The 26,317-nt window shown below is 65.9% G+C and carries 12 protein-coding genes and 1 pseudogene; 6 read left to right on the top strand and 7 right to left on the bottom strand.

The window, feature by feature from the left end; translation table 11 throughout:
- Nucleotides 1–57 precede the first annotated feature (57 nt).
- On the bottom strand, nt 58–567 hold the full coding sequence (locus OH491_RS24460) for a hypothetical protein (RefSeq protein WP_145928512.1): 510 nt from the start codon (nt 565–567) through the stop codon (nt 58–60).
- Between the two features lie 14 nt (nt 568–581).
- Nucleotides 582–1,142 carry a hypothetical protein gene (locus tag OH491_RS24455; RefSeq protein WP_068768609.1) on the bottom strand — a complete coding sequence of 187 codons (561 nt, stop codon included), beginning with the start codon at nt 1,140–1,142 and terminating at the stop codon, nt 582–584.
- Between the two features lie 503 nt (nt 1,143–1,645).
- On the opposite strand from OH491_RS24455, the gene OH491_RS24450 reads away from it, so the two are divergent.
- The gene (locus OH491_RS24450; RefSeq protein WP_334318993.1) at nt 1,646–1,801 is read left to right on the top strand and encodes a hypothetical protein; all 156 of its coding nucleotides are present in this window, start codon (nt 1,646–1,648) and stop codon (nt 1,799–1,801) included.
- Nucleotides 1,802–2,150: 349 nt separating this feature from the next.
- On the opposite strand, the gene OH491_RS24445 is transcribed toward OH491_RS24450, so the two are convergent.
- Entirely contained in the window at nt 2,151–2,555 is a 405-nt protein-coding gene (locus OH491_RS24445) for a hypothetical protein (protein WP_145928513.1), read from the bottom strand.
- A gap of 504 nt (nt 2,556–3,059) precedes the next feature.
- Between OH491_RS24445 and OH491_RS24440 the strand changes: the two genes are divergently transcribed.
- Together OH491_RS24440 and OH491_RS28325 are read left to right on the top strand one after the other, a co-directional pair.
- The gene (locus OH491_RS24440) at nt 3,060–4,388 is read left to right on the top strand and encodes a reverse transcriptase domain-containing protein (protein WP_068768610.1); all 1,329 of its coding nucleotides are present in this window, start codon (nt 3,060–3,062) and stop codon (nt 4,386–4,388) included.
- A 911-nt stretch (nt 4,389–5,299) separates the two neighbouring features.
- Nucleotides 5,300–6,420, top strand: a pseudogene (locus OH491_RS28325) (IS110 family transposase).
- 463 nt (nt 6,421–6,883) lie between these two features.
- Here OH491_RS28325 and OH491_RS24420 read toward each other — a convergent pair.
- Both OH491_RS24420 and OH491_RS24415 read right to left on the bottom strand, forming a co-directional pair.
- Nucleotides 6,884–7,195 carry a hypothetical protein gene (locus OH491_RS24420; RefSeq protein WP_145928514.1) on the bottom strand — a complete coding sequence of 104 codons (312 nt, stop codon included), beginning with the start codon at nt 7,193–7,195 and terminating at the stop codon, nt 6,884–6,886.
- 19 nt (nt 7,196–7,214) lie between these two features.
- Nucleotides 7,215–7,379 (bottom strand): hypothetical protein, encoded by a 165-nt coding sequence (locus tag OH491_RS24415; protein ID WP_334318994.1) that lies wholly within the window; start codon nt 7,377–7,379, stop codon nt 7,215–7,217.
- Between OH491_RS24415 and OH491_RS24410 the strand changes: the two genes are divergently transcribed.
- Nucleotides 7,378–8,478 carry a phage integrase N-terminal SAM-like domain-containing protein gene (locus OH491_RS24410; protein WP_334318995.1) on the top strand — a complete coding sequence of 367 codons (1,101 nt, stop codon included), beginning with the start codon at nt 7,378–7,380 and terminating at the stop codon, nt 8,476–8,478. The two genes, OH491_RS24415 and OH491_RS24410, sit on opposite strands and share 2 nt — an antisense overlap.
- 565 nt (nt 8,479–9,043) lie before the next feature.
- On the opposite strand, the gene OH491_RS24405 is transcribed toward OH491_RS24410, so the two are convergent.
- Entirely contained in the window at nt 9,044–9,562 is a 519-nt protein-coding gene (locus tag OH491_RS24405) for an autotransporter outer membrane beta-barrel domain-containing protein (RefSeq protein ID WP_068768614.1), read from the bottom strand.
- A 262-nt stretch (nt 9,563–9,824) separates the two neighbouring features.
- Nucleotides 9,825–10,037 (bottom strand): hypothetical protein, encoded by a 213-nt coding sequence (locus OH491_RS24400; RefSeq protein WP_145928516.1) that lies wholly within the window; start codon nt 10,035–10,037, stop codon nt 9,825–9,827.
- A 44-nt stretch (nt 10,038–10,081) separates the two neighbouring features.
- Between OH491_RS24400 and OH491_RS24395 the strand changes: the two genes are divergently transcribed.
- Together OH491_RS24395 and OH491_RS24390 are read left to right on the top strand one after the other, a co-directional pair.
- Entirely contained in the window at nt 10,082–10,240 is a 159-nt protein-coding gene (locus OH491_RS24395; RefSeq protein WP_334318996.1) for a hypothetical protein, read from the top strand.
- Nucleotides 10,241–11,034: 794 nt separating this feature from the next.
- On the top strand, nt 11,035–26,313 hold the full coding sequence (locus OH491_RS24390; protein WP_342750742.1) for an autotransporter-associated beta strand repeat-containing protein: 15,279 nt from the start codon (nt 11,035–11,037) through the stop codon (nt 26,311–26,313).
- Nucleotides 26,314–26,317 lie beyond the last annotated feature (4 nt).

The following is a 26,317-nucleotide window of genomic DNA, read 5'->3' as shown; positions in this document are numbered from 1 at the left end:
AAAGCATCGACCAACGCGGCGCCAGTCGCGTTGGCTCTAGCGCTTGGTTGGGCTTTTTCATCTTTTGATTACCTGAATCTCCCGCGACCGATTATAGTGATAGAAACCTTCAAGCTCGCCATTAAGTGGGATGTCATCGGTCGGAACCAAGCAGGAATAGCGGATCGGAAACGGGCGCTCTGAAACTGAACTCAACCTTCCGAGCGACTCAGCCACCCACTTTTCATCGGGCGGCACGATGCCATACCAAAACATCACCTGTCCTTGAGGCGTAACAATCACTGGCTGAATCGCTGGTAGCGTCTCTTCGGACGCGGCAGAGACATAGCCGAAGGCTCTCTTCCCATCGGCAAACGTGAACTCGGTCTTCGCGATGCAAGAACCATCGAGATCGCTAATCTTGGTGACGTCCGCCCGTGGCTTCACTGTCGCTTCGTCCTGTCCGGATTCGCCTTCTTCATCGAGACAGAACTCCCAGACTGCGGATGTTTCCAAATCGGCACGCGTAAGTTCGTAGACCTGCTTGCGGACCTTCTTGGGGCGCGAGAATAGCCGGAATGGGTTCATGATTTTGCCCAACGCTAAAGATGAGCCGCGCGCAGGCAAGCGCGTTCGCATTTACGAACCGGTGTCCATGCGAGTTGGCTCTGAGACTGGTTCGGCTCTTTCTTCTTCAAACTGCCGTTTATTCTCTCTGGCCAACTCAGAGCCTCATCGTCCTTCGCATTATCGTTTCGATGCTCAATGCTAACTCTAACAAGACTAGCTCCAAGAAACTCCATGACCAAACTGCTTTCGGTGGTCTTCTCTTTCGGGGGCTTCAACGTGCGAATCTGCACTTGAATCCAGACGCGTTCCTTCTCTCTCGGCGATGAAGCAATATAAGTGTGAGCGTCAGGATAAAATGAAACTTCTTTGAGTAATGTGTCATCGGCCTCCCACACTGTGCCCATATGCTGAAGCGAAAACACCGTATAAATCTGCGGCGCGTCCTTGGAAATGCGTGTCTGAAATCGAATAACGGTCGGCTTCTCGCCGTCTTTATATGTCTTCTCGACCACGGACGGCAGCCACATATTGTCCACGTCTGCGAAACAAGCGATGGAAATAATGAAAAATATAATAAGGGATAATTTTTTCATATTTTTGCCGAACGATAGAGGTGAGCCGCGCGACTGCGAACAAAAAACGATACTTCGGTTGCGTGTAAAAGCATCGAACAACCAGCGGTCAGTCGCGTTGGCCCTGGCGCATGGTGTGCGCCCAGCATGGGCGCGTTGTAAATGAGGTGAAAGTCCACTGTGGGAAGACCTGACATGAAAACCATAACAGAAACCACTACCCGAAGCCAACTTCGAAAGAGTAATCTTTCGGGGGGGAGGAAGGCTGGGGGAAACCTGCGAGACGATGAACAAGAAGCGGATAAAAGGCCGGCAGGGAGACGACGAGCTGGCACCACACAGCGAAGTCGCAGGGTCATGCCCTGACGGTAAATCCGACGTTTGCGCAGGGAAGCAACGCGTTCTTACCTGGGGAGATCCCGCGGGCGGAAACGCTGGCGGGAAGTCAGCAGAAGTCATAGTAGTGCGAGGACAAGCCGGGGGCGTTGAGTCGCCCGTTTAAACTGGGAATACCGGAAACCTTGATGACCACGAAGGACCAAACCGAAAGGAGTCCCCTGAGCAGCAACAGTATCGTGCAAGCCGCGCTGAATAACGCGTATCTGCACGAACAAGGGGTGCCGGACATGAGGGCGAAATGGATCGCCATGCATTACGGGGACGACGGCGTTCCCTCCTGACGGAACCGCCCGGTGCCGAGCGGCACGCCGGGTGGTGTGGGACCTGTGGCCGATTGAGTTAACTCAGTCGGCCACGGGGACCCGATTCGACTCTTCTTGCCGTGACGCCCTTCGAGTTTGCAAAAACCCTTCGCCCAACGCTTGCGTCTTCTTTTTCGCTGCTTCGCTCGCGTTTACAAAAACCCTCTCGAATACGACGAAAACATGCGGCTCCAAAATGCCTGTCAAAATATAAAAATCTCTCTTGGTCGAACGCTACAGATGCGCCACGCGCAGGCAAGTGCTTTCGCATTGGAAACATGCGTCCATGCGCGTTGGCTCTGGCGAATGGTTCGGCTCTTCTCTTTCTTCATAAACCTAATAATTTCGAAAGCGTATTATAGTCAGATTCAGAGATCGAACAGGAAATCGAAATCGAATCTGGTGCGTAAAAATTAATGAGCAGCCAATTGCTGCCAAACGCAAGATACGCTATACGCTTTCCGTCTCTCTCGAAAAAGGCCCGTTGTGGTGAAGCCGGCAATGAGGCAAAAGATGTCGAAAATCTCCATTTTCTCTCCGGGGTCGTTATCCAACGGCAAATACTCAAAATGGTCCCTTGATCTAGAATAATTCGTTCATGCTCGCCGACGATGGCCTGAATGCGATCAGCAGGTTCAAGCTTCGCTAGGAGTTCTCTTTGGTCGGGGCTAAACAGAACGCATCCTGAAAGCAGAAATGCAATAGCAACGAACGGGCTGACAAGAATCTTCATCTTTTGCCGAACGTTAAAGGTGAGCCGCGCGACTGCGAACAAAAATGAAGCCGCGGGTTGCGTGTGAAAACACCGAACAACCAGCGGTCAGTCGCGTTGGCTCTGGCGCTTGGTGTGCGCCCAGCATGGGCGCGTTGTAAATGAGGTGAAAGTCCACTGTGGGAAGACCTGACATGAATAAAACCATAACAGAAACCACTACCCGAAGCCAACTTCGAAAGAGTAATCTTTCGGGGGGAGGAAGGCTGGGGGAAACCTGCGAGACGATGAACAAGAAGCGGATAAAAGGCCGGCAGGGAGACGACGAGCTGGCACCACACAGCGAAGTCGCAGGGTCATGCCCTGACGGTAAATCCGACGTTTGCGCAGGGAAGCAACGCGTTCTTACCTGGGGAGATCCCGCGGGCGGAAACGCTGGCGGGAAGTCAGCAGAAGTCATAGTAGTGCGAGGACAAGCCGGGGGCGTTGAATCGCCCGTTTAAACTGGGAATACCGGAAACCTTGATGACCACGAAGGACCAAACCGAAAGGAGTCCCCTGATCCAGCAAGCGGTGGCGCAAGTGCTAAGCCCCCTGTTTGACCCGGGGTTTAGCGAAAACAGCCACGGCTTCCGGCCCGGACGCAACGCCCATCAGGCGGTGCGGCAGGTGCAGGCAGCGTGGAAAGACAGACGCCGCCACGCGGTGGATTGCGACCTCAAGTCTTTCTTCGATACGGTCAACCATGACCGGTTGATGGACGGCCTGCGTCAAAAGGCAAAGGACGCCCGTGTTCTCGCCCTGATCCACCGTTACCTGAAAGCAGGAGTCGTGCTGCCGGACGGCCGCGTGGAGGAAACGCCGCAAGGCGTGCCCCAAGGCGGTCCCTTGTCAGCGTTGCTCGCCAATATCGTGCTCGATCCCTTGGATAAAGAGTTGGAAAAGCGCGGACACCGGTTCGCGCGTTACGCCGACGACTTTATCATAATGGTGAAGAGTGCGAGGGCGGCGCAGCGGGTAATGGCCGGTCTGGTGCGCTATGTGGAAGGGCGTCTGAAGTTGGCGGTCAACCCGGCGAAGTGTAAAACCGCGTGGTTAAAAGAATGCTCGTTTTTGAGCTTCAAGATAACGGCACGGGGAAACGTCGTCTGGACCGAGAAGGCCTGTCTGCGGTTTAAACAACGCCTCAAGGCGATCACCTCGCGCAAGCGGGGAGTGGCCGTGGACAAGGTGATCGGGGAGCTCAGGCGTTATGTGATCGGCTGGCTGGGCTACTTCGGGATCAGCAATACCTGCAAGGAAGTACTGGCGCTGGAGGATTGGATGCGAAGACGGGTGCGGCTGTATTATTGGAAACAATGGAAACAGCCGAGGACCAGGCGACGTAATCTGATCAAACTCGGAGCGAACCCGAAGCAAGTGAAGCTGGCGACTCGCAGCCGCAAGGGATACTGGCGGATGGGGGACGTGCGCCGGTTCGCGCATCCACGCGAGCTGATGGCGTTCCTCGGGCTGGTGCCCAAGGAGGAGAGCACCGGAGAGAGCCGCAGGCTCGGCTCGATCACCAAGGCGGGCAACGCCCACGCCCGATGGATATTGATCGAAACGGTGCAGCACGCCTGGCTGCCGCCAAAAGTATCCGCGCAGCTGTCCAAACGGCAGGAAGGGCAGCCGGCGGCACGGCGGGAACTGTCGTGGAAGATCCAGGTGAGGCTGCACAAACGCGCCTGGCACCTGAGCCGGCGCGGGGTGATGAAGCCAAAGGTGACCGTCGCGCTGGCCCGGGAGATGGCCGGCTTTGCCTGGGCGATGTTGCAGACGGCGGACTGGCAGGCGATGACCCGGGCGGCCTGAGAGCGGGCCAGGTGGCAGGGGTGTTCTTTGAGAACCGCCGTTTGGCGGCACCAGCCAGGGACCGGGCGGCCGGCCCATGCATGTTGACGTTAGGGGCAGCGGGCACGGAGCGATCCGCCCGCCACGCACGAGCCTAGAGCATGCGGGCAAGACGCACCAATGCACTGTCGGTAACCAACCCGCGAAGATCAGCACGATCACGGTGAAAACCAGGATCACGCACCCAACCCACGCACGCGTTTATCCCATAATCGACCGGTCCCTGTCCTGTGCCTCCGGCGGCGGCAGTTTATATAAACACAAATCCCAGGCGAAAAACTGGGGACTGGCTTTGCTTTTTTGGGCTTGTATATTCGCAGCTAGATCAACGTTAACGGTGAGCCGCGCGACTGCGAACAAAAAAATGAGGCTCCGGTTGCGTGTAAAAACACCGAACAACCAGCGGTCAGTCGCGTTGGCTCGGGCGGCTGGTTCGGCTCTTTCTTCGTTTTACGCTATTCATTCGCATTCGCTGTGGCTTTCTTTCTTTTCGTTAAACGCACGATAGTCGTAAAAATGGAGGTGATAAATAGAAGCGAAAGAAACATCTCATCGAACACTAAGTCGTATGACGCTTCACCATCGACGCTAATGAAACTGTGCAGCAAACGTGGTGGGGCAGCCCAACCTTTATACATCCAGAGATTCCACCACGCAGCGGCTCCAAAAAAACATACGACGATAACAGCGGAAAAGTATGAAATATATATTATCGCACGCTTCATCTTCTTTTGCCGAGACATTATAGCTGCGGATGAGCGCAGGCAGTGAAAGAAGGCGCTTGTCCCCTAGGCGTGGGTTGCCCGTGAGGAGCGGGCCGGGCCACAAGGCTGAAGGACAAACCATAACAACCTGGAAACGAGGACAAGCGCATGAAAAAAACACAACACTATGTGGGCCTGGATGTCCACAAGGATACGATCATGATCGCGGTGGCCGACGGCGGCCGCGAGGGCGAGGTTCGCCTCTACGGACAGGTCAGCAGCGACCTGCACGCGGTGGAGCGTGCGTTGAGGAAGGTCGGAGCCGACGGCGGGGAGCTGCACGTGGCCTACGAGGCGGGGCCGACTGGCTACGTGCTCTACCGGCGGCTGCGGCAGTTGGGCATCGACTGCGTGGTGGTGGCGCCGTCGAGGACGCCGGTGGACAAGGGCAACCGCCGCAAGACCGACCGGCGCGACGCACAGATGCTGGCCCGGTTGCACCGGGCCGGGGAGCTGACCGCGGTGCACGTGCCGGAGGCGGTGGATGAGGCCATCCGGGATCTCACGCGAGCCCGGGCGGATGCGGTGCGGGACCTGACGCGCGCGACAGCGGCTCAAGTCGTTCCTGTTGCGACACGGCTACCGTTACTCGGGCAAGGCCAACTGGAGCGAGGCGCACCGCCGCTACCTGCGGGAGCTGGAGCTGCCGGCGCCCTCATTGAAGGCGGTGCTGGAGGAGTATCTGCTGGCGGTCACCCAGTGCGAGGAGCGGTGTCGCGGCCGAGCAGTTGCTGGGCTTGCAGGCGCCGTTGTGGCGGCTGTATCCGGCGGTGGAGGCGCTCATGACGATCCGGGGCTTCCAACTGGTGGCCGCGGCGGTGCTGGTGGCGGAGTTGGGAGACGTGAGGAGGTTCGCGCATCCACGCGAACTGATGGCGTTCCTCGGGCTGGTGCCCAAGGAGGAGAGCACCGGAGAGAGCCGCAGGCTCGGCTCGATCACCAAGGCGGGCAACGCGCACGCCCGATGGATATTGATCGAGACGGTGCAGCACGCCTGGCTGCCGCCCAAAGTATCCGCGCAGCTGTCCAAACGGCAGGAAGGGCAGCCGGCGGCACGGCGGGAACTGTCGTGGAAGATCCAGGTCAGGCTGCACAAACGCGCCTGGCACCTGAGCCGGCGCGGGGTGATGAAGCCAAAGGTGACCGTCGCGCTGGCCCGGGAGATGGCCGGCTTTGCCTGGGCGATGTTGCAGACGGCGGACTGGCCGGCGATGACCAGGGCGGCCTGAGGGCGGGCGCGGGCGGCAGGGATGTTCTTTGAGAACCGCCGTTTGGCGGCACCAGTCAGGGACCGGGCGGCCGGCCCATGCATGTTGACGTTAGGGGCAGCGGGCACGGAGCGATCCGCCCGCCACGCACGAGCCTAGAGCATGCGGGCAAGACGCACCAATGCACTGTCGGTAACCAACCCGCGAAGATCAGCACGATCACGGTGAAAACCAGGATCACGCACCCAACCCACGCACGCGTTTATCCCATAATCGACCGGTCCCTGTCCTGTGCCTCCGGCGGCGGCAGTTTATATAAACACAAATCCCAGGCGAAAAACTGGGGACTGGCTTTGCTTTTTTGGGCTTGTATATTCGCAGCTAGATCAACGTTTAAGATGAGCCATACGAGCGTGCAAGCCCCGAAAACCTGAATGCTTCCGAAAAGCCAGCCGGCAACAATCGCGTTGGCTCTAGCGCCTGGTTAGCCTCTTTCTTTTTTTCTAAAAAGTGGAAGATGGAGCATGAGGTTCTCTGGAATAATGACAACGCATCCGGCAAGCAGCAAGAATGCTGCCATGCTACTGCCTCCATCATCTTGATTACCCGCATTACGATATGCTCTCTCTGCTAGAAAATATACAATCGCCAGATAACCCAATAAGAGCACCGAAAGCACATGGCATACCAGTCTATATCGCACATTCGGGAACCAATATCGAAGAATCAGTGCTAAAATAAATGGTGCATTGGCGAACAGGAAAAGGCCGGTCCAAATAAAAGTATCGTCGCTCATCTTCTGGCTAACAGTGTTATTAGGCCAAACTGGCCTTGGGTTGTGGAAGGGGAAACATGGCAGGGATATTTGCCTTATCATTTTGATTGTCAATACCGGGGCTCTTGAAATTTGGTTTTTGAATTTGGCTTTTTGGGATGCGGCGATCAATCTCGTCAAAATCATTTTCCGGAAGCTTTTTCATGAACAATCCCACCAATCCGGCAGCGGGCGGTCTCTTCCGCGATGAGTCGCGCGCGGTTTCGTTTCCACATTGGAAGGCTGTTTTGCGGGAAGAGGCATTACCGCCCGAAACGATGGTTTTTTACGAGCGGGCGGTGCTGTCGTTTTTACATTTTTGCAAGGCACGGCGTTGCGGGGCGTCGATTCGCGTGGTGCGGGCGTATTTGGCGGAGACGCGCATCGCGGAGGCCGAGAGGGAGGCGTTGCGATGGTTTTTCAGGAGGGCGGCCGGGGTGGCGCCCCGGACTGGCGGCAATGACTTGGGCGACGCGGACAGGCCGCGCAATCGGCCAAGTCAGGAGACGGGAACGCCCGTCCCCACTTTTCACCGGAGGGAGGTTCCGTCCGCCCAGATGGAACCTCCGCCGGGCGCGGCGGACCTGGGGCGCGCGGACTGGGAGAGGGATCTGATCGTGGCCGCAAGGGGGGCGCATCTGGCGTGGCGCACGGAGACGACTTACCGGGAGTGGGCGGCGCGGTTCGTGGTGTTTTTGAAGGGGAGGCCGCCACGGGAGGCGCGCGGGGAGGATGTGGCGGAATTTTTATCGAGGCTGGCAGTGGAGTCGCGGCTGAGTCCGGCTTCGCAGAAGCAGGCGTTGAATGCGCTGGTGTTCTTTCTGGAAAAGGGCCTGGGGCGGGTGCTGGGAAAGATCGACTTCCAGCGGGCGGCGGCGAAAAGGCGGGCGCCGGTGGTGCTGTCGAGGGAGGAGTGCGGGCGTCTGTTCGGGCGATTGGAGGGAACGTGGTCGTTAATGGCGGAATTGATGTATGGGACGGGAGTGCGGTTGATGGAGCTGTTGCGCCTGCGGGTGCAGCATGTGGATTTGGAGCGCGGGGCGTTGATCGTGAATGGGGGCAAGGGCGACAAGGACCGGGTGACGGTGCTGCCGGCGGTGTTGAGGGAACGGCTGGAGGAGCATTTGAAGAGGCTGAAGCGGCTGTGGCGGGAGGATCGGGCCGAAGGGGTGCCGGGGGTATGGCTGCCGGAGGGACTGGGCGCAAGTATGCGGGGGCGGGCGAGCGCTGGGAGTGGCAGTGGCTGTTTGCGTCGCGCGGGTTGAGTCGCGACCCGGTGAGTGGTGTGAGGCGGCGGCATCATGTGACGGATAGCGCGTTCCAACTGGCGTTGAAGAAGGCGGCGGACGCGGCAGAGTTGAACAAGCGGGTACCGCAGCCTTGACCGGAGTTTGTTTTATTGACTGATGCTACGTGGCACGCAGCATCAGTGATTATTTTGTGCTTCTTGTGCATCTTTGTGGCTATTTTATCGGTTTGATTTTTTGGGCAGGATTTCAGGATTTTTCAGGACGGCCAGAATTGATAATATCATTGGTTTTCAATTCTGTTAATCATGTAAAATCTTGAAATCCTGTTAAAAATAATGGTTCGGTTTTTATGGCCACAAAAAGTCATAAAAAATCAGCCTGCATATTGAACATCCAGATGCGCCTATAGGCGCACGGTGTGATGTTCGCATTGAAAATGATTTTTGTAACTTTTTGTGGCTAAATAATTGGTTCGATTTTTTATCGCACACAAAGGCGCGCTTCGCGCGTAGTTTAAGTTGGGCGGCGGGCATGGGCTTGAACTTAAACTTCCAACTTCAACTGCCGCGCCCGGCGTGGCTCACCAATCCCTCCGGTAGCCGAGGTTCAGGGACCAAGGGCGTTCGTAGGCGGGGGCTTTGTTGTATTCGTAGTCGAAATACAACTGGCTGCGCTCGTCGATGAACCAGCTCGAGCCGAGGCCGGCCCCGAAACGCCAGCCGTCGAAGGCGGGCGCGCGGGAGCGCCCGTCGGCGTGGAGCGCGCCGCCGCTCGTATCGCTGCGGACCTCGGCGAACTTGATGTGGGGCGACCAGCGTCCGAGGTCGGCGCCGGCGCGGAGGCGGGCGCGGGTCTGCCACGCGGTGGCGCGGTCGAGGCGGACGGCATCGCCGTCGCTGGTCGCGTAATCGCGCAGAGCCGAGGAACGCGACCGCGGTCTGCGCGCCGGCCTCCAGCCAGAAGAAATCGCGCAACGCGACGCGGCGCCCGATTTCGAGCGAGAGGCTGGAGTAGCGGGCGGTCGTGGCAACGGCGCCGGCACCGCCAAGGCCGCGCCCGGGCGCTCCGACACGACGCCTCCGGCGGCGCGCCGGAGCACGCCGGGCGAACCGCGCCCCGATGCTCGCGGTGGCGACCTAATGGCCGCTCGGCACATGGCGGGAAAACGCCGATGCCGAACCCGGCGGCGGCGCGGGCGAACGCTTTGCCGACGCGGTTTTCGCGGAAATTGCCGCGCGCGGCGCGTGGAGCAAGCAGGGGGCGCGCCCGGCGAACCACCCGCGCGCGCGGCTGCGCCAGTATGCCGCGTGGGTCGCCGCGAGCCCGGGCTGGCCCACCCGCCTCGCCAGCATCTTCGCCCGTCAAGGGAGTGCCGACTGCCAGCCTTCGGCCTCGAAACCTGCCCGTGCCGACGAGTTGTCCACGCACGACTGGCGGCGGGCAAACGAGGCGCGAAAGTTGCGCTCCGCCGTGGAAGACGAAATCTGCGGTGGCGCCATCGGCGGCCCGCGGCTGGACAATCTGGTGTGCGACGGCTTCCTGCCGCTGCTCGTCACGCACGACGGGGCGGACACGGCCTGGCTGGAGCGTTGCTGGCGGCATTGGTGGACGGGGGGACATGCCCGCGCAGGTCGCGCCGTTGTTGAAGGGGCTGCGGATGACCGGCACGCGCGACCAGCCCGCCTGCCACGGCATCGCGCAAGGCTTGCTCGGCTGGATGCTGGCCAGCGAGGACGCGGCGGCGCGCGCCATGCGGCACGCGCACAAAGGCGTATGAACATCGCAGATCCAACTGCACCTTGCGCATGACAGGAGATGCCGGATCATTCCTTTGCCGAATGCTCCAGCACGACAAGCACATCGAATGCGACGAAGACAAGTTCGCTTTAAAAATTTAAGGCTGGAATCGCTAAAAGCGAATGAGGCTTTTAAAGTCAGCTTTATAAGCCATCCCAGTGATTTAATCACAACCGGACACAGGGGTTCGGCAAGCCCGGCAACAGCCACCGTTCCAAGCAAAGCGGCATCCTCAAATAACGAGGAACCATCAAACCTATGCAAATTGGCGGCGGATTTTTCAAATCCGCCGCCAAAAGCACCAATCAACCAAGATGCAAACCTATGAAAACGCCCGTGTATGTAGCCTATTATTGATAAACAAAAGTAAAATTTGACAGCGGTTCCAAAAATCTTTCGCTAGGCTGCGGCAGCACGGAAATGCAAAGTTTTTCCTTCTACGTTCCTTCTGCCACCGAAATGCTTTTTCCACTTGCCACATCGTCCAGTTTCGCTGTCCGCACGCGCAGCGGCGCGAATGTTATTGCAAGTGACATGGAGGGCATAAAAAAACTTACTCAACTTGTTATTGCGGAAATAGTTTTTCCCCACCCCGCAGTTCGAGGTAATCGCGCGAAACGCAAGAAATACATGCGGGCGGACGCCATGCCGTGGTAGGGCGGGACGTCCCGCCGAGCCACGAACCGCCACGGCGCAGCACAGCGGCTTCGCCCTACCCTCAGGCATTCGACTGTGCGACATCAGTTTCAATCACCTTATTATTGTAAAACTAAAATGAATATCGCCCTTCCTGCCCTCCGTCTCCCCGCCGCTCCCGGCGTGCGTTTCGCCTCCGGCCTCTTGGCCGCGTTACTCGCCCTCGCGTTCCCCGCCTCCGCGCGCCTCTCCGCGCAGTGGACCGCCGGCTCCGGCACCTGGTCCGACGCCGCCAACTGGCTCGGCTCCGCCGTCCCCGGCGCCCCCGGCGACCTCGCCATATTCAATGCCGCCACCAACCCCGGCGACAAGGCCGTCACCCTCACCGGCTCCGCCACCCTCGGCTCGCTGCTCATCAACGGCGTGCAGGGCAACGAAACGGCCACCGCGCTCGCCTTCGACGGCGGCCTCCTCGTCTTCGACAGCGGCGGCCTCTCCCCGGCCATCTGGCGCGTCGAACATCACCACGACGTCACCGTCTCGTCGTCCGTCGCCCTCGTCACCGACCTCAACATCGCCCTTTCCAATCCTGACGACGGCCACCCCTCCACCCTCACCCTCGGCGGCCCGCTCGACGCCGCCGGCCGCGCCCTCGCCATCGACGTGGGCTTCCAGTCCTCCGTCGCCACGCTCAACGGCGCGCTCGCCGGCGACGGCTCCACCCTCGTGAAAACCGGCCTCGGCATCCTCCGCCTCAACCACGCCGACAACACCTTCTCCGGCGGCCTCGTCCTCAACGCCGGCCGCACCGAGACCGCCATCCGCTCCGCCGACGGCGCCTCGCTCGTCATCGGCGGCTCCGTCGCCGGCGCCAACAACCTCGGCACGGGCAACGTCTCCCTCTCCGGCGCCAACCCCGCCGCCGCCACCGTCCTCCAAATCCTCACCTCCGCCACCGGCCAGTCCGTCCGCCTCGCCGCCGGCGGCACGCTCACCCTCGCCGCCGGCTCCCGGGCCGACATCCTCCGCGCCGCCGCCGCCCACACCGGCGGCTCCTTCGTCCTCGACGGCGGCACGCTCGACGGCGACGCCGCCACTCCCGCCGCCTCCGGCACGCTGCGCCTCTCCGGCCTCGATTTCCAGTTCAACTCCGGCTCCATCCTCCACGCCCCCGACCTCTGGCTCGACTCCGGCGCCGGCGCCACCGCCGCCACCGTGCAGACCATCTCCGGAGCGGGCTCCAGCGTCATCACCGGCCTCGGCGACATTACAAAAGAGGGCCCCGGCTCCCTCCGCATCGCCGACTCCGTCGCCTCGCTCTCGGCGGCAAACCTCTTCCTCCGCTCCGGCACCCTCGACCTCGGCACCGCCGCCGACCTCGCCCTCTCCGGCACGCTCACCCTCGGCGTCACCTCCACCGGCGCGCTCCCGCAAACCGTCCTCTTCCGCAAAGCGCACCAGCTCGCCGCCGACATCGAGGTCCTCGCCGGCTACGCCGACATCCTGGGCAACCCCTACTACAACGTCGCCACCCTCAGCCTCGGCGGTTACGACCAGAGCATCGGCAGCATCAAGGTCGGCAACCTCGCTTTCCTCCGCCTCGACATGGGCGCGCCCGGCTCCGGCGCCAGCACCCTCACCCTCACCGGTGGCAACACCGGCGACGTCAACATCCTCAACTACGAAGGCAACCCCACCTCCCACCTCCTCGACGGCAGCGCCGCCACCCAAGACCGCCTCGTCCTCGCCCCCGGCTCCACCGTCAATCCCGACGACGTCTGGGTTTACGGCTTCGAAAAAGGCGTCGTCGCCGACACCGCCCCCGGCAGCGTTGCCAACGAATACAAACCCGCCGCCTTCTACACCGGCACCTGGCACAGCATTAACGCCAACTACTTCGACTACCGCAACTGGGGCACCGGCACGAACGTCGCCGGCATGGAAATCCCCAACCACCCCGGCGTCACCGCCGTCATCAACGCCGGCGCCTCCACCAGCCTCAACCTCGGCGGCTCCACCGTCACTTGGGGACAGTTGATCGTCAACGTGGCCAACGACACCACCGGCAGAAGCGTCTCCAACGGCACCATCGTCTGGGACAGCGGCGTGTCGGGCAGCGCGGCCGTGGCGCGGAACAACGGCGGCTCGGTTTACGTTTACAGCGCGGGCTCCGTGCTCAAAAGCGACCTGACCCTGTTTGGCCAGCACGAGTTTGGCGGCAACATCTCCGGTTCCGGGGCGCTGATCGTCAACCACAACCTTAATCTCTACGGCACCAACAACACCTACGAAGGCGGCACGGTCTTGAATCCCGGCAGCCAGATGAGCCTTTCCGCCGCCCGCCCCGGCACCGGCACGCTCACCATCAACGGCGGCAGAATCCTGGGTGGAAACCTCTATGTCACCAACGCCCGCTCCGTCGTCACCCTCACCAATCCCCTCGTCCTCAACGGCGACTTCACCGCCAGCTACCTCACCTTCGGCTACGGCGGCGACGTCGAGCTCACCGGCACCCGCACCATCACCGTCAACGAGGCGCCGGGCAACGTCGTCTGGAACCAGTCCGTCACCTTCAGCGCCACCACCAACCTCACCGGCACCGGCGCGCTCGTCAAAAACGGCGCCATGGGAGCGCTCCACCTGCTCAGCGCGAACAACACCTTCAGCGGCGGCCTGACCCTCGCCCAAAGCGGCTACATCAGCACCAACGCCGGCGCGGGCGGCATCGTCATCGGCGGCTCCGTCGCGGGCCGGAACTACCTCGGCAGCGGCGACATCAACATCACCGCCGGCGAGGTCATGATGTCTCTGTCCAACAACTCCACCTCCGAAGTGCGCGGCACGGTCAACGGGCCGGGCAACCTGCGTATCAACGGCGGCGGCGCAAACACCACAGTCCTGCTCCAGGACACCGGCACCCTCAACGGCGCCACTCTGTCCCTTTACCTGACCGGCACGGTGGTGAACGACGGCATCGCGTGGGCGAATTTTCCCTCGATGGCATTCTACAACGATGTGAGCACCGGCACCACGTGGTTCACCGGCTCGGCGGTGACGGGCCTCAGACAGTTGCTCAAAGGCAACAACGGCACCGCCATCCTCGACACGATGGTGAGCGGCAGCAGCCTGAACATGAATGGCGGCCGGCTGATCCTGAACCAGAGCGGCACTTTCAACGTCACCTACATGACCGGCGGCGTGCTGGAAGCCGCCGCGAGCACGCACCACGACGACCTGGGCGTCTTGCAGTTGTCCGGCAACGCCGGCCTCTTCCTCGGCGACCACGCCACGATGACCTTCCTCCGGCTCAGCGGCACCTCTGCGGGCGCGTGGCTGCCCACGCACCAGCTCAACATCGCCAACACCTCCGGCACTTGGAACAAAACCGGCGCCACCGGCGTGACGGACACCTACGTCTACGTCACCGACACCGCCGTCAACGGCGCCCAGCTCGACCGCATCGCCTTCACCGGCTACACTCCCGGCGCGGAATGGCTGGAGACCGCGCCCGGCTCCAACAAATGGTATCTCGCCCCCACCGGCGACACCGCCCTCGAATGGTCGGGCAACCCCGGCGCCTCCTTCACCGGCTCCGCTTGGAGTGCCGACGCCGACTGGCTCGGCGGCGCCCCGAACACCCCCGGCGCCTACGCCGCCATCCGCAACATGGACAACGCGCTCAGCGGCAAAACCATCCTCGTGGACGGCGCGTTCACCGTCGGCACGCTCGAAATCTCCCACGCCAACGCCACCTTCACCCTCGGCGGCTCCGGCACCCTGCGCTTCAGCGACCCCACCGGCACCGCCGCGCTGAGGCTCGTCAACGGCAACATCCCCACCTTCACCGCCGCGTGGCAGCTCGACAGCGACCTGCTGCTCACCTCCGCCCTCGCCACCCCGAACAACATGCAAGCCGCCCTGAACAACAAAATCAGCGGCCCCGGCGGCATCACCCTCGTCAACTCGGCCCCGGGCGGCACCAAATGGCTGGCCATCGGCGGCAGCGCCGCCACGAGTGATTTCTCGGGCGGCTTCCGCTGGATCGGCAGCACCGCCACCAGCCCGAACGGCCCGACCGCCGGCACCGCCCCGCGCCTCATGCTGACGGCGGACGGCACGCTCTTCGGCACCGGCACCCTCGCCATCGGCACCGGCGCGGCGGGCATGTGGTATAGCCTGCAACCCGGCGCCGCCGGCATCACCCGCACCGTGGACCTCGGCGGGCTCGAGCTCGCCGGCAACCTTTTCTTCGGCCAGCAAACCGTAAACACCAACGCCACGCTCATCCTGCGCTCCACCACCGGCGCCGGCACCCTCGCCAGCGGCACCTGGACGCTCTCCGGCAACGGCGGCAACAGCAGCAACGCCACCGGCGGCAGGAGCAGGCTCGTCCTCGACCTGGACATCGGCGGCGCGGGCGGCCTCCTCATCCCCGGCGCGACGCGCGTTGATCTCCTCGGCGACAACACCTTCTCCGGCGGGGTCACGCTCAGCAAAGGCGGCAGCACCTACTACGAGCAATACATCGGCGTCGGCAGCGACCGCGCCTTCGGCACCGGTACCCTCGCCTTCACCGGCGGCGGCATCACCTACCTCGACCTGCTCGGCGGCAGCCGCCGGCTGGAAAACGACATCACCTTCTCCGGCGACCGCACGATCGTCCGCAGCGGCACCCTCGCCCTCGCCGCCGGCCACTCCACGCGCCTCACGGACACCGGTGACATCGCCGGCGCGCGCTTCACGCTGGAGGCCGGCGTGGTCATGACCATCGAGGACGGGCACGACATCACCGGCGCGGGCAACTGGTGGTTTGGCGATTACGACACCACCAGCGGCACGATGATCTTCCTCGGCTCAAACTCCTACACCGGCAACACCCGGCTCAACGCCGGCATGACGCTCGCCGTGGCCAACGACCACGCCTTCGGCACCGGCACCTTCACCTTCAACAACAGCACCGTGGCCAAGGTCGCCAGCCACGGCGGCGACGTCACGCTGGCCAACCCGCTGGCCTTCGCCGGAGCCAACGTCAACCTCGACGGCCGCGCCGGCCTGCTGACGCTCAACCCCGCGCAGACGATGACCCTCGCCAGCGACAAAACCATCGTCGTCCACGGCGGCACCGCCGCCTTCGGGCCGGACTTCTCCCTCACCGGCGCGGGCGGCCTGACGAAGAGCGGCACCGGCACGCTCTGGCTGATGAGCGGCAGCAACGCCTACACCGGCGACACGCGGCTCGCCCAAGGCACGCTCTCCGCCGACGCGGTGGACGGCAGCATCTCGCTCGGCAAAAACATCGCGGGCGAAAACTATTTCGGCACCGGCATGGTCAGCTTCGTCAGCGGCGCCTACAGGCGCACGCTGGAACTCATCACCACCGGCAGCGTGTTCCTCGCCGGCCACCTCGTGCTTGAGGGCAACAGCACGGCCCACACCGCGAACGTGAACGTCACCGAGGCAAGCGGCGCCGTCACCGGCGGCAGCGTGGTCACGCATCTGAACCCCGACGGCGGCATGGTCATCACCGGCAACGACCATGGCTACCTGAACATCGCGGGCGACCTCGTGCAAAACACCACCGGCACCGTGACCTTCGCCGGTGCGAACATCGTCGCCGGCGGCGAGTTCAGGCTGCAAGCCGGCGCGTTTGACTGGACCGGCGGCAAACTCGCCACCGCAAACCTCGACTACACCGGCGGCGCGCTCACCCTCGGCAGCGTCAACTCGCCCGATGTCGCCCGGCTCACGCTCGGCGACAACGTCACGCTCGACATCGCCGCCGGCGCCGAGGCCGTGCTCTCCGGCGCGCTCCTCCACCTCTCCGGCACCGCCGCCACCATCGACCTGCACGGCACCGGCGTGCTCACCCTCGGCGGCGCGACGCCCGCGTGGAGCGGCTCGCTCCTCGTCGCCAACTGGGACGGCGAACTGGCCGGCGGCGGCGCCTCGCGCCTGCAATTCAGCGGCGCCGCGCCCGGCGCGGCGCTGCTGAACTCGATCTCGTTCACCGACGCCACCCCCGGCGTGAACTACCTGTCCGGCGCGCGCCCGACGCGCAACTACCTCGGGCTGCTGGAGCTCGTCCCCGTCGGCTCCGGCGCGGAGTGGAGCGGCAGCGGCGGCAACAATTTCTGGCACGTCAGCCAAATGCTGAACTGGGAGCCGAACAGCACGCCAAACGCGCCCGGCGCGGTAGCGGCGTTCCACGACCTCGACCCGTTGCTCGACGGCAAGACCATCGAGCTTACGCAGAGCGTGGTGCTGGGCGGCCTGCTGCTCGGCAGCACCGTGGCGGACGGCTACACCATCAGCGACGGCGGCGGCGGCTACAACCTGAGCCTCGACTCGTCCTCCGGGGCGGCCTACATCCAGGCGAGCACCGATAACTCCGTCGTCATCGACGCGCTGGTGAGCCTGAACAAAAACCTCGAAATCACCAATGCCGACACCGGCACGCTCACCTTCAACAAGGCCATCACGGCGAACGGCCGCGCGGTGAGCAAGGAAGGCGCCGGGCTGGTGGTGTTCGCGGCGGCAAACCAGTTCACCGGCGGCTTCACCCTGAACGTCGGCACGGTGCGCATGGGCCATGCCGCCGCGCTGGGCAGCAACGCGCTGACCTTTAACGGCGGCGCGCTCGACACCGGCGGGACGGACCGCCTGCTGGCGAACAACTACACCCTCGGCGGCACGCTCGCCCTCGTCGGCAGCGCGACCCTCGCAGGCGGCGGCAACATCCGCGGCGGCGGCCTCGACCTCGCCGCCCCCGGCGACACGCTGACCGCGACGGGCGTCCTCAGCGGCACCGGCGGCCTCGTGAAAACCGGCTCCGGCACGCTGCTCCTCACCGCCGCGAACACCTTCCAGGGCGGCTTCACCGCCGCCGCCGGCGTGACCGGCATCACCGCCAACGCCGCCCTCGGCACCGGCACGACGACGCTGGCCGGCGGCACGCTGCGCCTCGACGCGAACGGCCTGAACCTCGCCAACAACGTCCTCGCCGCCGGCGGCGTGCTCGACAGCCTCATCGGCGGCGGCACGCTCAGCGGCGTCATCAGCGGCGGCAACGGCTTCACCTCGGCCGGCGGCACGCTCACGCTGACCGCCAGCAACGCCTACACCGGCACCACGAACATCAGCAGCGGCGTGTTGGTCGCCGCCGACGCCGGCGCGCTCGGCGATTCCCTTGCGTCCCTTGCGTCCTCTTCGTCCCTTGACCTCTCCTTCACCGGCACCTACGCCAACGCCACCGCCGGCTCCGGCCTCGCGCAAACCGCCGTCGGCGCAGCGGTGACCCTCGCCGGCGACAACACCGCCTTCACCGGCACATGGCAAATTGCCCAAAACTCCGCCGCGACCATCACCGGCACGCAAAACCTCGGCGGCGGCTCCGTCGCGCTCACCGGCACGCTGGCGACCGCCGGCGCGGCAAACATCACCCTCGGCAACGCGCTCACCGGCGGCGGCGTGCTCCGGCTCGGCGGCAGCGGCGCCCATGCCCTCGGCGCGGGCGCGGGCTCGGCCTTCGCCGGCGTGGTGGACGCGGCGGGCGGCGCCTTCATCTGGGACGCGACCGCGAGCGCCGCGCTCGCCAGCTCCACGCTCGCCGCCACCGGCGGCATCCTCGACGTGACCAGCGGCTCGCAGTCCGCGCTCGGCCTCGTGCTGGGCGGCGGCACGGCGGCGTTCACCGGCACGGCCTTCGTGACCGACTTCGCCATCGCCGCGGGCGGCGGCGGCGCGGTGCGGTTCGACCCCGCCGACCTCGGCGCGGGCCCGCTGCTCCGGCAGGACGAGGGCGGCGGCGGCGTGCTCGTCGTCGCGCAGAACGTGACCGGCGCCGCCGCGGATGCGCGGCTCGTGGACTCCGCCGGCGTGACGCTCGGCGCGAGCAGCACGCGCGCGGTGGGCAGCGGCACGGAGGCGCTGGGCGTTTACAGCCATACCCTCGCCCTCACCGGCAGCACGCTGGGAATCGACCATTCCCTGCACGAACTCATCCTCCAGGCGGGCAAGACGCTTGTGCTCGCCGGCGACGACACCGCCGCGCCGACCGGCGGCGACGAGCTGCACGCCCTCGTCAGCGGCAGCGGCAACCTGCAAATCGCCGCCACCGGCGCCATCACGCTGAACACGCAGGAGACCTTCACCGGCACGACCACCCTATCCACCGGCACCCTGCGCGCCGGCGTCACCGATGTGATCGCCAGCAGCACCGCGCTGGTGAACAACGGCGTCTTCGCCCTGGGCGGCTTTGACCAGACCGTGAACAACCTCGGCGGCGCGGCGACGGGCGCGATTTTGTTCGGCTCGAACACAAACACGCTGACGGCGCACCAGACCGCCGACACCGCCTACGCCGGCGCCATCACCGGCGGCGGCAACTTCACGAAGACCGGCGACGCCGCGCTCACCCTCTCCGGCAGCAACACCTTCACCGGCACCGTCACCGTGGACGGCGGCCTGCTCGCCATCACCGGCTGGACGGGCACCACCGGCGCGGGCTACATCAATGGAGGGACGACCTCCGTGTCGTCCGGCGCCCTCTGGGGCGCGACGGGCAACATCACCGTCGGCAACAGCGGCACGGGCGCGCTGAACATCGCGGCGGGAGGCACGGTCAGCGCCGACAGCATTACCTTCGGCAACGCTTCGCTCGGCGGCACCGATGCGGTCGGCACCGGCAGCGTCGCCGGCTTGCTTGCCGGCAACAGCATCATTGTCGGCGGCGCCGACGACACCTCTGGCGCATTGGCCGTCTCCGGCACCGTGACCGGCAATTACATCGAGGTCGGCTACCTCGGCACCGGCACGCTTGCGATCGGCGGCTCGGGCGTGGTCACGGGCAGCCACATGATTGTCGGCGGCGAGAGTTCCTCGCGCGGCGAGGTCGTGATTGGCGACAGCGCCCGTGTGGAAATCAACGGAGATGCCTATCTGGCTTACCAAAACGACGCCACGGGCGTGCTCACGGTGCGCGGCAACGGTCTGTTCCGCGCGAACAACGACCTGGTTGCCGGCTTCGCGGAAAACGACTCCGGCCTCAACCTCTCCGCCACGATTGCCGTCAGCGGCGGCACCGTCGCCACCGGGCGCGACCTCCTGCTCGGCAACGCACACTTCAACAGCCCCGGCGACCAGTGGAGCGGCAGCGGCGCCGCCGTCGTGAGCGGCAGCGGCGTCGTCACCGTTGGGCGCAATCTGGCTGTCGGCGTTGTCGCCACCGACGGCGCGACCGGCTCCGAATCCGGCGCCGGCCGCCTCGCCCTCAGCGGCAGCGGTCGCGCGGAGGTCGGCGGCACGTATTCGCAAAACGGATACTCCGTGCTCGCGCTCGACCTGGCCGGCAGCGGCACGGGGCACATTTTCATCACGGCGCAAAGCGCCACGCTCGCCGGCGCGCTGGAGGTGGACGGCTTCGCCGCCGGCGGCGCGGTCGCGAAGGCCAGCGACCTCGCCGGCGACTACCGCGTGGTCCTGCGCAGCTCGACCACGATCCGGGGCAACTTCGACTCGGTTGACCTCGGCGTCGCGGCCGGCGCCGAGGACTACATCCACGCGGGCGGCTTCATCGTGAACGGCGGCACCGACTACGCGGCGGGCCGCGTGCTCTCGTGGTATGCGACGCCGACCAACTCACACGGCACGTTCACCGTGACCAGTGGCAGCTTCGAGGTGGACGTGCCGCTCGACGACACGACCGCGCACGCCGGCTGGGACGGCGACACGCTCACGAAGGCCGGCGCGGGCCTGCTCATCCTCAGCGCGAGCAATGCCCACAGCGGCACCACGCTCGTGAGCGCGGGCACGCTCGCGGCACGAAACAACTTCGCGCTCGGCGCGTCCGCGGTCGTGAACGACGCCGCGCTCGTGCTCGACACCGGCCTGACCGCCTACGACCGGAATACCGGCGGCAGCGGCACCACCATCATCACCGCCGCCGCCGTCGCCATCACCGGCACGAACACGCAAACCGGCGGCTGGCGCGTCCTCGGCGGCGGCACGGTCGCATCGCAGGACAACCTCGGCGCGGGCGCGGTGGACATCGCGGCGGGCGGTGCGGGCCTGTTCCTCGCGCCGCCGGCGGCGGGCGGTTTTGATTTTATAAACGCCCTCAGCGGCAGCGGCGCGCTCACCGTCGCGCTCGCCACGGTGTCCGACACGCTCACGTTTAACGCGAGCACCGGCACCGCCTTCCTCGGCCGCGTAAACCTCCAGCGCGGCGCCTACGGTTTCTCCGCCGCCGACCGCACCGGCGCCGGCGCGCTGGGCCATGCGCTCCTCTCGCTCGGCGCGGAAGGCCGCGCGACCATCGACGACCACTATACGCTCGGCTCGCTCGAACTCGCGGGCGGCGTGGTCGCGGTGAACCTCACCGGCGGCAACACGCTCAGCGGCACGCTCACCGTGGCGGGCATGCTCAAGGCGGCGGCGGGCGGCACCTTGCAGGCCAACGGGCTCGACCTCACCGGCGTGGCCGGCACGCCCGTGGGCGGCAGCCAGAACTTTTTCGAGGACAGCGGCTCGTCCTCGCGCCACCAGTTGCAGGCGGTGGTCGCGACCGGCACCGTGGACACCTACACGCAAATCGGCCTCACGGACCAGAACGGCGCGGTCATCACGACCGGCACCGTGGTTGAGCGCGCCATCGCCGGCGGCAGCGGCACCGCGCGCTACGACTACGTGGCGACGATGGGCGCGCGCGCCGACGGCGCGAAAGGCGTCTTCATCGGCTACGGCCTGAAGGAACTCGCCGCCAACTCCGGCACGCAAATCCTCCTGCTCAACGCCAGCTCGACCAACGTCCTCGACGCGAAACTCACCGGCGCAGGCGGCTTCCGCGTGGAGGCGGGCCCGGCGGCCGCGCGCATCGGCAACGCGGCCAGCGACTACACCGGCACGACCACCGTCGCCACCGGCACCGTCCACTTCGAAACCAACAACGCCTTCGGCCAAACCGCGCTCATCGCGCAGCTCGCAAACACCACCGTGGACCTGGACAACCGCAGCCAAAACGCCGGCGCGCTCGACCTCGCCGCCGGCGCGTCGCTGCTCGCCGGCGCGGGCACGCTGACCGTCAGTGACACGCTCGGCACGGGCCGCGCGGCCAGCGCGGGCCTCGTCAGCCTCACCTCCGGCGCGCTCACCGTGGACGGCAACTATACGAACACCTCAGCCACCGGCACCCTCGCCGCCACCCTCGGCGGCGCGCCCGTGGTCATCGGCGGCACCCTCGCCAACGCCGGCGCCGCCGCCCTCGCGCCCCGCGCGCTCGAAGCCGGCGCCTACACCGGCAGCACCGGCGCGCGCCTCGACGCGGCCTCCGCGCTCATCGACGGCATCTTCCTCAACGCCGGCACCGCGACCATCGGCGGCGCCGTCACCGGCGGCACCCTGGCCGTCGGCGGCTCCCTCTCAAACACCGGCGCGCTCACGCTCGGCGCGCGCGCCACCGGCACCGTCGGCGGTCCGCTCGCCAACACCGGCACGCTCACGCTCGACCTCGCGGCCGGCCTGACGGCGCTCGGCGCGGTGGACGTGAGCGGCGGCGGCAAGGTTGACCTGGCCACGCTCGGCACGCTCGACACCCGCGCGGGCGGCACCCTCGCCGGCGACGGCGCGCTCGCCGGCACCGGCACGCTCAACGCCGGCGGCAGCCACGCGCGCCTGGTCATCACCGGCTCGAACGCCGTCTCGCTCGAAACCACCGCCGGCGCGACCGACACGCTGGAGCTGCGGCACATCGCCGCGCTCGGCTCCGCCGGCACGGTGACCACCGCCGCCACCGGCACGCTGCTCCTTAACGGCGTGAGCGGCACGCTCGCCCACTCGCTCAACGGCGCGGGCGCCGTCGTCCTGGAAAACAACGCGCGCGTGACGCTCACCGGCAGCAGCAACGCGAGCGGCACCATCGCCATCCTCGACACCGGCGCGCTCACCGCCTCCGAGGCGAAGCACACCGGCTCCGCCGAAATCGCCGTCACCGGCACCTTTATCGCCGCCAACTCCGGCACGTGGAACCTCGCCAACGCGCTCACCGGCGCCGGCGGACTTGTGAAACAAAACGCGGGCAATCTCGTCATCAGCCAGTCCAACGCCCGCACCGGCGCGACGCTCATCGACGGCGGCGCGATCACGCTCAAAACCAGCCTCGGCGGCCTCGGCGCGGGCGGCATCGAGGACAACGCCCTGCTCGTGCTCGACGCAAGCGGCACGCTCGCCAACACCCTCTCCGGCAGCGGCACCGTCGCCGTAGGGGCGTCGCTTGCGACGCCCGTCGCGGTGGAAGTCACCGGAAGCAACAGCGCCTTCGCCGGCCTGTGGGACATTTTCGGCGACATGGGCGTGACGCAGCCCGCCAGCCTCGGCAGCGCGACCACGGCCATCACGGGCACGCTGCGCCTGCACGCGACCGGCAGCAGCGACTGGAATTATGCGAACACGCTCACCGGCGGCGGCGCGCTCGACGCCGGGCTCGGCGGCGGGGAGTTCGCCTTCACCGCCGCGACCGGCAGCGCGTTCACCGGCACTGTCACGCTCGGCCATGCGCGCTACGCACTCGCCGACGCCACGCCCAACGAGGCCGCGCTCGCGCACGCGACGCTGCGGCCCGGCGCCGGCTCGCTGGTCACGCTCGGCACCAACGCCGGCGCGGCCAACGACGATATGCGCATCCACGGCCTCGCGCCCAACGGCGGCACGCTCGCCGTGCAAATGCGCTCGGCGGACACCGCGCACGTGCTCACCATCGCCGTGCTCGACGTGACCGGCCCCGCCGCCGGCGCGACGACCATCGACCTCGACGGCGCCGCGCTCCTCACGCCGCCCGGCGCGCCGCTCGCGACCAATTTTCTCGACCAGGACGGCCCCGGCGACAGCGCGTTGAAGGTCGTGGCCGCGGACGCGCTCGCCGGCGCGGAGACGCAGATGAACCTCGCGCTCAACGGCGCCGCCGCCGCGCTGCCCGTGAGCTCCACGCTCGTGGTTTCCGACGGCGTGCACGGCGACATCGAGGCGACCTACGAATACAAGGCCGTCGCCGCAAAAGACACGGCGGGAGGGGCGGGAGGCGCGGGCATTTTTGTGGACTACGTGCTCTCGCAGTTGAAGACGAACAGCGGCCTGATCATCGACGCCGCCGCGCCGGCGGACGCGGTTGACCGCACGCTCAGCGCGGCGCTTACCGGCACCGGCCCGGTGAACTTCCGCGCCGGCGCGGGCGCCATCACGCTCACCGGCACGAACACATACTCCGGCGCGACCACGATTGAAACCGGCACGGTCATCGCCGGTGTGAACGGCGCGCTCGGCGCGACCTCCCTTCTGTCCCTTGCGCCCCTTGCGTCCTTTGACCTGAACGCCACCGCGCAAACCATCGGCGCGCTCGACGGCGCCGCCGGCAGCACCCTGAATCTGCACACCGGCACCCTCGCCATCCTCAACGGCGGCGCCAGCGCCGGCGCGCTCACCGGCTCCGGCGCGCTCGCCCTCGCCGGCGGCACGCTCACCATCACGAACGCGAACACCGGCCTGACCGCCAGCACCAGCATCGCGCTTGGCGCGACCGCCGACCTGAAGGACGCCGCCGCGCTCGGCACCGGCGCCATCGCCGACCACGGCACGCTGCGCCTCGACCTCGCCGCCGGCGGCACGATGGCCAATGTGCTGTCCGGCGCGGGCCTCTTCTTAAAAACCGGCGGCGCGACCGCGACGCTCACCGCGGCCAGCGCGGGCTTCCACGGCACCGGCAGCATCGCGCAAGGCCGCGTGAGCGTGACCGATGAATCCGGCCTCGGCGACGCCGCCATCGGCACGGCCGCCGGCGCGACCTTCGAGACGCTCGGCGTGACCGGCACGCTGCGCAACGTCCTGGCCGGCTCGGGCACCTTCGTCCTGACCGACAGCAATCTCGTGCTCGGCCACGCGAACACCATCGCGAACACCCGGCTCGCCAACTCGCGCGCGCTCATCCGCGACGCCCTCGCGCTCGGCGGCTCGCCCGGCGCGGTGACGCTCGACGCGGCCTCGGTGCTCACGCTGGAGGCGGACGCCGCGCAAATCGGCGCGCTGGCGCTGAACGGCGGGCGGCTCGCCTTCGCGCGGCCCGAAACCATCGGCGGCGGCCGGCCGCTTTTCCCCGTCGCGGGCATCCGCACTCTCGCCGGCGGCGCGGGCGTGTTTGAGTTCAATGTGGACTTCTCCGCGCTTTATCCCGGCGTCGTCTCCGCCGGCGACGCCGCGAACTTTCTCGACATCGCCGACGCCGGCAACGGCGCGCACACCGTCGTCGTAAACCCCCACGGCATCCCGCGGGTGGCGAACACGTCGGTCGAGCTCATCCACGCGCGGACCGGCGGCGCGGTCTTCCAACTGGCCGGCGGCGGCGTGATGGAATACGACCTGACCGTCTTCGAGTTGCTGCCGGGCGACGGCACCCCGGAAATCCCCGACCCGCAAACATGGTATCTCACCGACGCGCGCCTCAGCCACGCCGCCGACGCCATCTTGAATACCGTGGCCGCCGCCGGCCTCGACTGGCACCACAGCCTCGACAGCCTGCGCCTGCGCCTGGGCGAGATTCGCGGCGACCGCACGCTCGACCACGACTCCGGCAACGTCTGGGTGCGCTCGCGCGGTTACCGCCTGACCGCCTCGAACGCGCTCACCGGGCGCGATTTCCGCCAATACGGCTACGGCGTGACCGCCGGCGCGGACAAGACCTTCCACCTCGAAAACGGCGCGACGCTGCTCGGCGGGTTTGTTGACATGGGCGCGGTGAGCCGCGAGTTCCACAACGGCGGCAGCGGCGAGACGCGCAACGCCGGCGTCGGCGCCTACCTCACGCGCGCCACCGCCGGCGGCTGGTTCGCCGACCTGGTGGGCCGCGCCGACCGTTACAAAAACAAGCTCGAGGCGCGCGCGGTGGACGGCGGCGTGACGCGTGGAAACTACTCCGCCGGCGCGCTCGGTTTCTCGGCCGAGGCGGGCAAACGCATCACGCGCTCCCGCGACGGCTGGTGGCTCGAACCCTCGTTGCAGGCGGCGGTTTTCCGCATGGAAAGCGCGACCTACGACACGCTCCCCTCCGCGCTGGTGCGCCCCATGCGCGTGCGGGTCGGCTCCGTGACGGGCGCGCAATACCGCGCGCAGTTGCGCTTCGGCCTCGACCTTGCCCGCAGCCGCTGGCGCCCGTATGGCAGGTTTGCGGCGGTCTCGGTGGACAGCGACGGCGGCGCCGTCACGGCGCACGGGCGCGAGTTGCAGGCCGACTTCGACGGGAAGCGGGTCGAGTTCGGCTTTGGCGCGAGCTACCGCGTCGGCGACCTCGCCCAGTTGTATTGGGACTACGAATACGCGCGCGCCGCCGCCTACGAGCGCCCCTGGTCGGTCAACCTCGGCTACCGCCGGCTCTGGTAAAGGA

This window comes from Termitidicoccus mucosus, from assembly GCF_038725785.1.
GTDB lineage: Bacteria > Verrucomicrobiota > Verrucomicrobiia > Opitutales > Opitutaceae > Termitidicoccus > Termitidicoccus mucosus.
The sequence above is the reverse complement of the archived record's forward strand: the minus strand, read 5'-3'. Positions and strand labels throughout refer to the sequence as shown.